Origin of the sequence: Mesorhizobium sp. M4A.F.Ca.ET.050.02.1.1, assembly GCF_003997725.1 — a bacterium.
GTDB lineage: Bacteria > Pseudomonadota > Alphaproteobacteria > Rhizobiales > Rhizobiaceae > Mesorhizobium.
In genome coordinates this window covers 1-12013 of the sequence record NZ_RZSG01000104.1, presented here as the reverse complement: position 1 = coordinate 12013, position 12013 = coordinate 1, and the positions used below count along the sequence as shown (strand labels likewise).

Genomic DNA, 12013 nt, shown 5'->3' with positions numbered 1-12013 from the left:
CGGTTTGCCAGCGCGGCGCGCGGCACGCGTGATCTGCTTCTGGATGCCGGGCACCGCCTCCAGCGGCATTTCGACGCCGAGATCGCCGCGCGCAACCATCAGCGCGTCCGACAGCTCGATGATTTCAGGCAGACGGGCCACCGCTTGCGGCTTCTCGATCTTGGCCATGATCAGTGCCCGGCCGCGCGCGATCTTGCGCGCTTCTGCGAGATCCTCCGGCCGCTGCACGAAGGACAGCGCCACCCAGTCGACGCTGGCCGCCAGCACCGCGTCGAGATCGGCGCGGTCCTTCTCGGTCAGCGCGCCGACCGGCAGGTCGGTGTCGGGCAGGCTGACGCCCTTCTTGTCGGAGATCGTGGTGCCGGCGACGACCGTGCAAATGATCGACTTGCCGTCGCTCTTCACCGCCCTGAGCTCCAGCTTGCCGTCATCAATCAAAAGCCGGTGACCGGCCTCGACCGAGCTCAGGATTTCCGGATGGGGCAGGTAGACTCTGCTCGAGGTGCCGGGTTCCGGATTGTTGTCGAGCGTGAAGGTCTGGCCGACGCTGAGCGTCTCCTTGCCGTTTGCGAACTTGCCGACGCGCAGCTTCGGACCCTGCAGGTCGGCGAGAATGCCGATCGGCCGGCCGACCGCGTCCTCGACCGCGCGGATGCGCCCGACCAGCGTGCGCATCAGATCGTGGTCAGTATGGCTCATATTGATGCGGAAGACATCGGCGCCGGCTTCGAAAAGCTTCTTCAACATCTCCTCGGAGGAGGAGGCCGGACCGATGGTGGCGAGGATCTTGACCTTGCGGTTACGTCTCATTGACTGTTTGTTCCCGGGGCGGGGGCCGCTGGTGCGCCTCCCGTTGCGGGCTCGTCGGTCAGCTGGACCATCCAGCTTGCCTGCTCGCCCGTGTCATATTCTTGGAATCCGGCGCGTTGGAAGCCCCGGGCGACGCAATCGGTTACGCCGGCAATCTTGAACTCTTTTTCGGCCACGCACATGTTGATCGGGCCATCCCAGCGCCCGCCGCGCTCGGCGTCTTCTGCATAAAGATAGTAAAACCTTGATGACAGCGGACCCTCGATCAGCGTCTTGCAGCTCGACCCTTCGATGTGCCACCAGCCCTCGGTGATCCAGCCGGCCTTGGCGCGATAGCCGATGCCGACGCCGACCAGGTTCTGTGTGGCGTTGCAGACGCGGAAATCGGCCCGGGCGGGCGACGCCGCGACCATGGCTGTGAGCCCGGCGGCGACGGTCAGGATCGGCAAGGCGAAGGCACGGCGCATGCGCGACCTGCCGGCGGAACCCATCCTGAAACCCCTCAAGAACGACATCTGCATCTCTCGACGCCCCTTTTCGGCAAACTCCGGGCGCATGTCAACGCGCCGTTTTGTTCAATTCCAATCGATTTAGAAGGCCCCAGGCGCGATTTGTCGCCATGCGTTGGATTCTTCGCAGAAACCGTGGCCAAACAACGGCATTGCGCCAGCGTCCTCTTCGTGGAATGACGTTACCACCCTGCCGGGAAGCCAGCGACCAGACCAATTCCAGCCGATGACCCGATCCACAGTTTTCGCGCCTTTCGATATCGTCGAAGGCGATCGCAAGCGAGGCATCGTTCTGCTTGGCGATCATGCCCGCCGCGCCCTGCCTGAGGAGTATGGCAGCCTCGGCCTGCCGGCGAGCGAGTTCGAGCGGCACATCGCCTACGATATCGGCGTCGAGACGGTGACGCGCGAGCTGGCGGCGACGCTCGGCGTGCCGGCTGTGCTCGCCAACTTCTCGCGGCTTTTGATCGATCCCAACCGCGGCGAGGACGACCCGACGCTGATCCGCCAGCTCTATGACGGCACCATCGTGCCGGGAAACTACCCCATGGCCGCGGAAGAGCGGGAAAGACGGCTCGACCGCTTCTACCGGCCCTATCACGACGCCGTCGGCGCCATGATCGCCTCGGTGGCCGAGGCGTCCGGCAAGGCGCCCTTCATCTTCTCGGTCCACTCCTTCACACCGGTCATGCAGGGCATCCGGCGGCCCTGGCATGTCGGTATATTGTGGGACCTGGACGACCGCGTGGCGCGGCCGCTGATCGACATGCTCGCCGCCGACAAGAGCCTCGTCGTCGGCGACAACGAACCTTACGATGGGGCGCTGCGCGGCGACACCATGTTCCGGCATGCCATCGTCAACGGCTTCGCCCATGCGCTGATCGAGATCCGCCAGGACCTGATCGCCGGGCGCGAAGACGCCCTCGCCTGGGCCGAGCAGCTGGCGCCGATCGTTGACGCGATCGACCGCCGTCCCGATATACACCAGGTGAAGAAGTTCGGCTCGCGCACCGGGCCGGTGTGACAGGGCCTGAGGAGCGCATGACATGACCGAGCTTAGCGACGAGCAGAAGCGCGATTTCGAGGCCGCCGCCTTCCGCCGGCTGGTCGAACACCTGCGCGAGCGCGGCGACGTGCAGAACATCGATCTGATGAACCTTGCCGGCTTCTGCCGCAACTGCCTGTCGAACTGGTATCGCGAGGCGGCGCAGGTCGACGGCGTCGCGCTCTCCAAGGACGAGTCGCGCGAGATCATCTACGGCATGCCCTATGCCGAGTGGCAGGCGCTGAACCAGACCGAGGCTTCCGACGCGAAGAAGGCGGAGTTCGAGGCAAGGCGCCCGAAGGATCACTAGCGGCGCCGAGCGCCTTCGCGACTTCGTCATTCTAGGGCGAAGCAGTCGCGAAGCGACGTCGCGCAGACCCTAGAATCCATTCCGTGACGGCTGCCGAAGAGCACGGCGATACAGGATAAGATCGTAACGAGGCAACCCAGGGAGTGTTCTGCACGGTAGCGGCGCTCTTAGGTAACGGCATGGATCCTCGGGTCTGCGCGCGTCGCTCCGCTCCTTGCTCCGCCCGTGGATGACGAACGGGAAGCGTTCTCGCCAACCTCCAAGGCAGCAGCCTGCCACGAACGAAAACCGGTCCTCCGTCGCCCTTTGGTCCAAGCACGTCGCCTAATGCGGCTCTTGACCGCCGATTGAATCGATCTAACTTGCGCCCAAACCATTCGTATTGCGGACAGACCATGAGCGCGCAAAACACGATTGAGGCCGCCATTCGCGGACGCTGGGCCGTGGCCGGCATCTTCCTCGCCAATGGTTTTTTGACCGGCAGCTGGGCGCCGCAGATCCCGGTGTTCCTGACCCGTCTGGATATCTCGAAATTCACGCTCGGCCTGCTGATCCTCCTGTTCGGCGCCGGTGCCGTGGCGGCGATGACCTGGTGCGGCCATTTGATCTCCAGGCACGGCTCGCGCACGGTGCTGCGCTGGTTCGGCCTGTGCGGCAGTTTCGGTTTGCTGGCCGTGGCGCTCGCCCCCAACGTACCGCTGGCGGCCATCGCCATGTTCATCTTCGGCGGCTCGATCGGCGGCATGGATGTCGCCATGAACGCCAATGCGGTGGCGGTGGAAAGAAGGCTCGCCCGCGCCATCATGTCGTCCTCGCACGGCTTCTGGAGCCTTGGCGGTTTCGCTGGCGGCGCTCTCGGCGGCTTCGCCATCCAGAATTACGGCCATCTCGTCCATGCGACCGTGGTTACGGCGCTCGCCTTCGCGGTTGTCGCTTTTGCGATCGGCTACCTGATCGCAGAGGACAAGCCGCAGCAGACAGAGCACCAGAAATTCTCGCTGCCGGGCCACCCCGTGGTCTATCTGGTCGGGTTGATGGCTTTGCTGACCATGGTCTCCGAGGGCGCGGTGCTCGACTGGGCGGCGCTCTACCTGCAGCAGGAGCTCGGCGCCGACCTTGCCTTCGCCGGCCTTGCCTATGCCGCCTTTTCCGGCGTCATGGCGCTCATGCGCTTCCTCGGCGACGGTGTGCGCGACCGCTTCGGCGCGGTGACGACGCTGCGCGGTTCGGCTCTTGCCGCCGCGGCGGGCATGCTGGTGGCCGGGCTGTCGCCCTCGCCATGGCTTGCGATTGCCGCCTTCGGCTTTTGCGGCTTCGGCATCGCCAACATGGTACCGATCATCTTCTCGGCCGGCGGCAACCAGGAAGGCATGTCATCCGGCACCGGCATGAGCGTCGTCACCACCATGGGCTATTCCGGCATACTGGTGGCGCCGTCGGCGATCGGCTTCGTCGCCGAGCATTCGAGCTTCGGCCCGATCTTCGTCGCGCTGTCGGGACTGCTGGTTGTCGTCCTTCTGATGGCCGGGCTTGCTCACCGCGCCGAATTCTCCCCCGAGCCCGCGCCGGCCGAATAGCGTTTCAGCTCCTCATGGAGGAAATCCGCGACGCGGCGGATGCGCAAGCTGCTACGCACGTCGCGATGCATGGCGAGCCACACCGGCAGCGACGGCAACGGCAGCCCGGGCAGCAGGAGCTCCAGCGACGGATCGCGTTCGGCCAGCGGTTCCTGGCCGATGCCGATGCCATTTCCCGTCCGCACCGCTTCCCAAAGAACGATTTGATTGTCGGTCCTGAAGCGAAAGCTGCCGCGGCTGACGGGAATGCCGAACGCATTGAGGCCGCGGACGATCTCATCGCTGCGGTCGAAGCCGACCAGCGTATGATCGGCGAGGTCACCGGGCCGGCTCGGCCGGCCGCGCCGGTCGAGATAGGCCTTCGCCGCACAGAAACGCAGCGGAATGTCGGCGACCTTGCGCGCCACCAGCTCGTTCTGCGCCGGCTTGACCATGCGGATGGCGATATCGGCATCCCTGCGCAACAGGTTCTCGACCTGATTCGAAGCGACGATCTCGACCTCGATGCCCGGCTCCTCCACGCCGAGCCGCGCGGTGATATCCGGTAGCACATAGGCCGCCACCACCTCGCTGGCGGCGATGCGCACGGTGCCCTCGATCGCCTCGACCGATCCAAGGGCCAGCAGCGAGAACGCGCTCGCTTGCTCGCTGACGGCCTTGCCGCGCTCATACAGCACGTTGCCAGCCTCGGTCAGCGCATAGCCGCTGCGCCCGCGTCGGAACAATGTCACGCCGATCGCCTGCTCCAGCTCGGCGATGTGGCGGCCGAGCGTCGGCTGGCTGGCCGCAAGCTTTCGTGCGGCGCCGGAGAGGCTGCCGGTCTCTGCCACGGTGACGAAACTCTTGATCAGGTTCCAGTCGATTTCCGTCATCCATTTATGAATATCAAATCGCCAAAATCAGTCAATTTCCATTCGTTTGCGAAAACCTCAAATTGGTGGCCTAACGCAGACACGGAGACGAAACATGACCAAGATCGCAATCCTCGGCGCGAATGGCCGGCTCGGCCGCGTCGTAGGCAAAGCCTTCATCGACGCCGGCTTCGACGTTCGCGCCGTCACCCGCAGCGGCAAGGTGCCCGCCGAGCTTAAGGGCGCTACAGCGATAGCCGGTGATGCGCTCGACCGAGACTCGCTGATCCGCGCAACGCAAGGCGTCGACATCATCTTCAACGGCCTGAACCCGATCTACACCGACTGGGGCAAATGCCTGCCGATGGCCGAGAACGTCACGGCCGCTTGCCGCGCTAACGGCGCGCTTCATCTGTTCCCCGGCACCGTCTACAATTACGGCTCGCCGATGCCTCGCGTGATCACGGAAGACACGCCTTTCCGGCCGACGACCGAGAAGGGCCGCATCCGCGTCGCGATGGAGGATCTGTTTCGCCGCGAGGCCGAGGCCGGCCGCGTGCGCACCATTCTGCTCAGGGCCGGCGACTTCTTCGGCGGCACCGGCAGCGGCTCCTGGTTCGACCTGGTCGTTGCCGCCAAGATGGAGAAGGGCATCTACACCGCGCCCGGCCCGGCCGACCTCGTCCATGAATGGGCCTATCTGCCCGACTTCGCCGTGGCCTTCGTCGGCCTGGCGCGCAATCTGGACAAGCTCGGCTTCTATGAGGCGCTCAACTTCCCCGGCCATGCCGTCACCGACCTCGATATCAAGGCAGCGGCCGAGAATCCGCTCGGGCGCAAGCTGAAGCTCGGCTTCATGCCCTGGTGGGTGCTACGCGCTGGCAGCCCGTTCGTGGCGATGTGGCGTGAGATCGTCTCGATGTCCTACCTTCGTTTCGAGGAGCACCGGCTGGTCTCGACACGGCTGGAGAAGATCATTGGCGAAATCCCACACACCCCGCTCGATCAGGCGGTGAAGGAAGCCATGCGGGACATCGGCATTGCCGTCGCGCCCGCCCCACGCGCGGCCGCCTGATTTGAGCTGACAACGACCGAGCCGTGACATGGCTCGGTCGCATAAGGATCAGATCCTGCCCATCAGCAGCAGGATCAAAAGCACCACCAGGATGACGCCGACGATGCCCGAAGGGCCGTAGCCCCAGGAGCGCGAATGCGGCCATGCCGGCACGGCGCCGATCAGGATGAGGATGAGAATAATGACGAGAAGTGTGCTGATCGTCATGAGAAAGCCCTCGCCGTGAGGTGAAGTTATGCCGGAACAATGCAAAAGGCCGCCCGGTTGTTCCCCGGGCGGCCTTTATCTTGCTGGTTGAGTTGACTTATTCGGCAGCTTTCTGGAAGGCGATTGCCGGCTCGGCGCCTGCACTGTGGTCGGCAACGGTCGTTGAAACCTTGCCCTTGCCGCGCCGGAACAGCCGCCCGAAAAACGCGTTGAAGCGGCTATCCTTGCTGCGCGTGAACACCATCAGCATCGACGGCGTCACCACCAGCGTCAGCAAGGTGGCGAAGGAGAGGCCGAAGACGATCGCCGACGACAGCGAAATCCACCACTGCGTCGACGGCGCGTTGATCGTCGTCTCGTGATGGAAGATTTCGAGGCCAAGGCCGAAGGCGATCGGCAGCACGCCGAGGATGGCCGACACCGCCGTCAACACCACCGGACGGGCACGCTCGCGGCAGGTCTGCAGCACCGCGTCCATCTTGTCCCAGCCTTCCTCGCGCAGCCGGTCGTAGGTGTCGATCAGCACGATGTTGTTGTTCACCACCACGCCGGCCAGCGCGATGACGCCGATGCCGGACATGACGATTCCGAAGGCCTCGCCCGTCAGAAGCAGCCCGAGGAACACACCGACCGTCGCCATGACCACGCAGGACAGCACCAGCCAGACGCTGGTGAACTTGTTGAACTGCATGAGCAGCACCAGGAAGATCAGGAAGATCGCCGCGCCGAAGGCCTTACTGAGGAAGGCGCCGGCCTCGGCGCTGTCCTCGTTGGAGCCGGCGAGCTTCCAGCGGATGCCACTGCCGAGATCCATCTCGGAGACGGCCTTGGTGACCTCCTGCTGCACCGCCGCGACCTGCGCGCCGGCGCTGACATTGGCTTGCACCACCACTGTTCGCGCGCCGTCGATGCGGTTGAGGATGCCGACCGTCGGCTCGGGCTTGCGCACGACGAAGTTCGAGATCGGCACCGACCCTTGCGAGGTCTGCACTCTCAACTCATCGAGCGTCGACAGCGTGCGCCGGTCCTCGGGTAGCCGCAGCCTGATGTCGACCGCGTCGTCCGCCCCGGCGGGCCGGTATTCCGAGAGCTTCAAGCCGTTGGTCACCAGCTGCACCACCGTTCCGACCGAGGTCGGGCTGATGCCGTATTGCGCCGCCTTGGCGCGGTCGACCTCGAGCGCCCAGTCGACGCCGGGCGGCGGCAGGCCGTCCGAAATGTCGATGACGTTGGGTATCTTGGCGATCCGCGCCGCCACCGCGCGTGCCTTGTCGTCGAGGCCCTTGGGGTCGGCGGCCGAAAGCCTGATCTGGATCGGCTTGCCGGTCGGCGGGCCTGCCTCCGGCACACGCACTTCGACATCGACGCCGGGAATGCCTGCCATGACGCCGCGCAGATCGCTGAGGATCTGGTTGGCCGACTTGCGCTCGCGCCAGTCGACGAACTCGTACTGGATGACGCCGACGACATCTTCGGGGATATCCTGGCCGCCGCCCTGCGTCTTGCCGGCGCGCGTGTAGACCGACTTGACGCCCGGCCAGCCGAGCAGCCGGTTCTCCGCTTCCTTGGTGGCGGCGTCCATCTCGGCCAGCGAAAGATTGCCGCGCGCATGCACGTAGAGCAGGCCGTAATCCGGCTCGACGCTGGGGAAGAACTCGACGCCGGCGCCGTATTTCGAGTAGGCGAAGCCGACGCCGACCAAAAGGCCGACGGTGAGCAGGATGACGGTGATCGGGAAGCGCACCGCCTGCTTGACCAGCGCCATGTACCAGCCGTCGCGGTTCTCGTCCTCGTGATGCTTGGGCGCCTTGGCGAAGATGGCGCCCAGCGTCGGCGCGAACACCAGCGCATAGAGCATCGAGGCCGACAGCGTCACGATCAGCGTGATCGGCATGTATTTCATGAAGTCGCCGATGATGCCAGGCCAGAACAAGAGCGGCGAGAACGCGGCGATGCGCGTCATCGTCGCGGCGATGACCGGGCCGGCCATGCGCCTTGCGGCCAGCGCGAAAGCATCCGCCTTCGGCATGCCCTCGCTCATGCGCCGTTCCGCGAATTCGGTGACGATGATGGCATCGTCGACCAGCATGCCGACCGCCAGGATGAGGCTGAACAGCACGATCATGTTGATCGTGTAGCCCATCATGGCGAGCAGAAGGATGCCGATCAGGAAGGACGACGGGATGGCGAGGCCAATCAGCAAGGAAGCGCGGCCTGACAAAGCGTAGAGGATGACGATGAACACCAGGATGACGGCGATCATCACGTGGTTCTGCAGGTCGCCGAGCAACTGGTTGACGAAGACCGACTTATCCTGCGTGTAGGTGACGTGCATGCCTTCCGGCATCGTCTTGATGAAGCTGTCGGACACTTCCCTGACGTGGTTCAGCGTGTCGATCAGATTGGCGCCGATTCGTTTCTTCACCTCAATGGCGATCGCCGGTTTGCCGTCAAGGCGCGTCACCGTCTCGGCATCCTTGAAGGTGGAGCGGATGGTGGCGACGTCCTTGGCCTGCACCACGGCATTTGGCGTGGCGACGACCGGCAGGTTGGCGACGTCCTCAGGCGTCTCGATCAGCGACGGCACCTTGACGGCGTATTTGCCTTCCGAGCCCTCGAGATTGCCGGCGGCGACCAGGCTGTTGGAGGCGCCGACGCCTTGCATGACCTGGTCGAGCTGCAGCCCGTAGGACGACAGCTTGACCGGATCGATGACCACTTCGACCAGATCGTCGCGGGCGCCCTGCAGCGAACCCTCCAGCACGCCAGGCACTTCCTCGATGCGGTCGCGCAGTTCGCGCGCCGCCGCCGTCAGCACGCGCTCCGGCACGTCGCCCGAAAGCGTCACGACTAGAACCGGAAATTCGGAAACGTTGACCTCGTTGACCGTCGGTTCCTCGGCGGCCTGCGGCAGATCGGCCTTGGCGTCCTGCACCTTGCTGCGCGTGTCCTGCAGCGCGGTCGCTAGATTGGTTTGCGGCTGGAACTCGACGAGCACGTAGCCGCCGCCCTGGAAGGCGGCCGAACGCATCTCCTTGAGGCCCTTGAGGTTCTTCAGCTTGCTTTCCATCGGGCGCAGAAGAAGGCGCTCGGAATCCTCCGGCGAGATGCCCTGGTAAATCAGGCTGATATACATCATCGGAATCGGAACGTCGGGCTCCGCTTCCTTCGGCGTCGACTGATAGGCGACCCAGCCCGCCACGAGCAGGAACAGCAGCGCGGATATTGTGAGGCGGGCGTTGTGGATGGCGAGTCTGACGATATCCATGACTTATGCCTGCTGTTGTCTTCGAGGAGCAGCGACCTAGCCGTCGCCGGGCAGCGCCCGGCGCCTGGCCGCGCTACTGCGTGCCGGCGGTGGCTTCGCCGATCAGCTTGTTGATTGTTGCCTGGTCGGCCTCGACCGGCTTGACCGCGTCGCCTTCCTTTACCAGCTCCTGGCCGGCGACGATGATGCGGGCGTCCTGCGGAATGCCGCCCAGCACCAGCCCGTTCGGCGTGTCGTCGACGAGATCGATCGGATAGAACGCCACCTTGTTGTCCTTGCCGACGGCGCGGATGCCAAGGTCGCCCTTGTCGCCCAGCGTCACCACCGAACGCGGCAGCATGACCGCATCGGTCGGCTGCGCGCTGAGCGTGATTTCGGCCGTCATGCCGGCGGGGATGGCGCCATCGGCATTGGGGATCGCCACCTCGACGCGGAAGGTTCGGGTCTGCGATGAGGCGTCGCGGCTGATGTAGCGAACCGTGCCGGTCACCTTCTGGTCGTTGACCAGGCGCACATTGGCCTCGTCGCCGATCTTGATGTAACGCAGGTCGCGCTCGCTGACCTCGCCGCGCGCGATCACCGGGTCGAGCTTGAGGATGGTCGCCACCTCGCCGCCCTGCATCACCGAGCTGCCGAGTTCCACCGGAATGCGGTCGATGACGCCATCGAACGGCGCCTTGACCTCGTTGCGGTCGAGCTCGGCTTGCGCGGTCTCCAGCTGGGATTGCGCGGACGTCAGGTTCGAGCGCGCGGTGTCGAGCTGCAGTGCGGGCAGATTGCCGGTTTTCATCAGCCGCAGGGCCGCTTCCAGTTCGGCCTGGCGCTGCACCAGAAGCTGCTTGGCGTTGTCGACGTTGGAGATCTTCTCCTCGGCCGCCAGCATCAGCACCAGGTCGCCGGTCTTGACGCGCTGGCCCTGCTTGACCGGCAGCTGGTCGATGACACCGGCGACACGCGTCGCCAGCACCGCCCGCTTGTCGGCCTCCGTCAGCCCCGAGATTCGTATCGCCCGCGCATAGGTCTTGCGCGGCGGCGTCACCACCGCGACGGTGCGCAGCGGCGCCTTCGGCTCGGCGTCAGCCGTCTTCGGTGCTCCGACCTCGGGCTGCGTTGCCTTTGGGGCGTCTCCCGCCTTCGGATTGTCGGCGGCGGCGCTGCCCACGGATGAAAACTCTCCCGTTCCCATCCAGGCTGCGAATCCAATGAGCACAACAATGGCTGCAAGCTTGTGAAACCTGATTTTCGGCATCGTCGTTTTCCACTGCGGGGTTCGGCCAGGCCGCTTTTTTAAATGCGGGCGCGTCGCCGATATGGGTGCGCGCAAGGCCCTATTCAATTTGCCGTGATCGGCGAAGCGCCGCTTCTACCTCAAAGTTGCAACGCAAAATAGTCAGAAAGTTTGATGGATCATTGCGCTGCCGGACAGGGCGCGCCCGCCGCCATCCAGTTCTCGATCGCATTGTATGTCTCCTTTGCCGAGCCTGGGGCCGGCTCTCGATCAGCCCCCGGCGCCCAGCCCCAGGCGACCAGCTTGTCGTCGCGAACATGCAGCGCCACATCCTGCAGGCTGCGCCCGCCATTGCGGGCAGGGTCCTTGATCTGGGCGCAGATTTCAGCCGAGGATTTTCCGAACCAGACCATCTCGGCCGGCGCCAGGTGCCAGTTCTCGGCTCCCGGCGGCCCGTGCAATGCCTTGGAATTACTGGAGAAATGGCAGGTCGTGCAGCGCAGGCCCGGATTGCCGAAGCCGGAGCCGTCGCTCCCGCGCTGAACGTTGAAGCCATGCACGCGGGTGCCGCCATAATGCGCGCCCGACCAGCGCGGGCGGTCATCGGCGACATGGCAATCGGCGCAGCGCGGATGCGAGAATACCTTATAGACCTTGTCCCATTCGGGCAGCCCTCTGGCTGCATCGACCTTCACCGGCGCCGGCGATTGGCTCTCCTGAGCGGCTGCGAAAGGTGCCGCCAAGAACATGATGGCAGCAGGCGTCAGCATGATATGAAGCTTCCTCATGCGAAGGCCACCGCTTTGGACAACGGCAACCTACGGATGCGCTTACCGGTCAGCGCGAAGATGGCATTGGCGAGCGCCGGCGCCGCCGGCGGCGTGCCGACCTCGCCGACGCCGCCCATCTTGTGGAAATTCTCCAGCACCGCGACCTCGAACACCGGACACTGGAAGATGCGCATGGCGTCGAAATCGTGGAAATTCGACTGCTCGACCATGCCGTCGGCGAAGGTGATTTCCTGGCCCATCGCCGCCGACAGGCCGTAGATGGCGGCGGAGATGAGCTGCGCCTTGATGATGTCGGGATCGAGCGCGGTACCAACATCGGCAGCGATCCACACCTTCTCGATG

12 protein-coding genes are annotated in these 12013 nt (G+C 64.8%); 4 read left to right on the top strand and 8 right to left on the bottom strand.

What is annotated here, in order from left to right:
• Positions 1-810, bottom strand: an 810-nt coding sequence (locus tag EOA33_RS10380) for a pyruvate kinase (RefSeq protein ID WP_245482292.1), incomplete at its 3' end; no start/stop codon positions are given.
• Positions 807-1277 (bottom strand): DUF1036 domain-containing protein, encoded by a 471-nt coding sequence (locus tag EOA33_RS10375; RefSeq protein WP_245455349.1) that lies wholly within the window; start codon positions 1275-1277, stop codon positions 807-809. The genes EOA33_RS10375 and EOA33_RS10380, both read right to left, overlap by 4 nt.
• 268 nt (positions 1278-1545) lie before the next feature.
• On the opposite strand from EOA33_RS10375, the gene EOA33_RS10370 reads away from it, so the two are divergent.
• From EOA33_RS10370 to EOA33_RS10360, 3 genes are all read left to right on the top strand, one after another.
• Positions 1546-2343 (top strand): N-formylglutamate amidohydrolase, encoded by a 798-nt coding sequence (locus tag EOA33_RS10370; protein WP_126057920.1) that lies wholly within the window; start codon positions 1546-1548, stop codon positions 2341-2343.
• A 22-nt stretch (positions 2344-2365) separates the two neighbouring features.
• The gene (locus EOA33_RS10365) at positions 2366-2674 is read left to right on the top strand and encodes a DUF1244 domain-containing protein (RefSeq protein ID WP_126057919.1); all 309 of its coding nucleotides are present in this window, start codon (positions 2366-2368) and stop codon (positions 2672-2674) included.
• A 395-nt stretch (positions 2675-3069) separates the two neighbouring features.
• Positions 3070-4251 (top strand): MFS transporter, encoded by a 1182-nt coding sequence (locus EOA33_RS10360; RefSeq protein WP_127400018.1) that lies wholly within the window; start codon positions 3070-3072, stop codon positions 4249-4251.
• Here the strand turns inward: EOA33_RS10360 and EOA33_RS10355 are convergent.
• On the bottom strand, positions 4209-5123 hold the full coding sequence (locus EOA33_RS10355; protein ID WP_126057917.1) for a LysR family transcriptional regulator: 915 nt from the start codon (positions 5121-5123) through the stop codon (positions 4209-4211). The two genes, EOA33_RS10360 and EOA33_RS10355, sit on opposite strands and share 43 nt — an antisense overlap.
• A gap of 94 nt (positions 5124-5217) precedes the next feature.
• On the opposite strand from EOA33_RS10355, the gene EOA33_RS10350 reads away from it, so the two are divergent.
• The gene (locus EOA33_RS10350; protein ID WP_126057916.1) at positions 5218-6177 is read left to right on the top strand and encodes an SDR family oxidoreductase; all 960 of its coding nucleotides are present in this window, start codon (positions 5218-5220) and stop codon (positions 6175-6177) included.
• A gap of 48 nt (positions 6178-6225) precedes the next feature.
• On the opposite strand, the gene EOA33_RS10345 is transcribed toward EOA33_RS10350, so the two are convergent.
• From EOA33_RS10345 to EOA33_RS10325, 5 genes are all read right to left on the bottom strand, one after another.
• Entirely contained in the window at positions 6226-6384 is a 159-nt protein-coding gene (locus EOA33_RS10345) for a DUF3309 family protein (RefSeq protein ID WP_126057915.1), read from the bottom strand.
• Between the two features lie 97 nt (positions 6385-6481).
• Positions 6482-9652: an efflux RND transporter permease subunit gene (locus EOA33_RS10340; protein WP_126057914.1), complete on the bottom strand. Its 3171-nt coding sequence runs from the start codon at positions 9650-9652 to the stop codon at positions 6482-6484.
• A 73-nt stretch (positions 9653-9725) separates the two neighbouring features.
• On the bottom strand, positions 9726-10901 hold the full coding sequence (locus EOA33_RS10335) for an efflux RND transporter periplasmic adaptor subunit (protein ID WP_126057913.1): 1176 nt from the start codon (positions 10899-10901) through the stop codon (positions 9726-9728).
• A gap of 158 nt (positions 10902-11059) precedes the next feature.
• Positions 11060-11650 carry a hypothetical protein gene (locus EOA33_RS10330; protein ID WP_245482291.1) on the bottom strand — a complete coding sequence of 197 codons (591 nt, stop codon included), beginning with the start codon at positions 11648-11650 and terminating at the stop codon, positions 11060-11062.
• Positions 11651-11664: 14 nt separating this feature from the next.
• A partial coding sequence (locus tag EOA33_RS10325; protein WP_145989102.1) for a molybdopterin cofactor-binding domain-containing protein occupies positions 11665-12013 on the bottom strand: 349 nt, incomplete at its 5' end.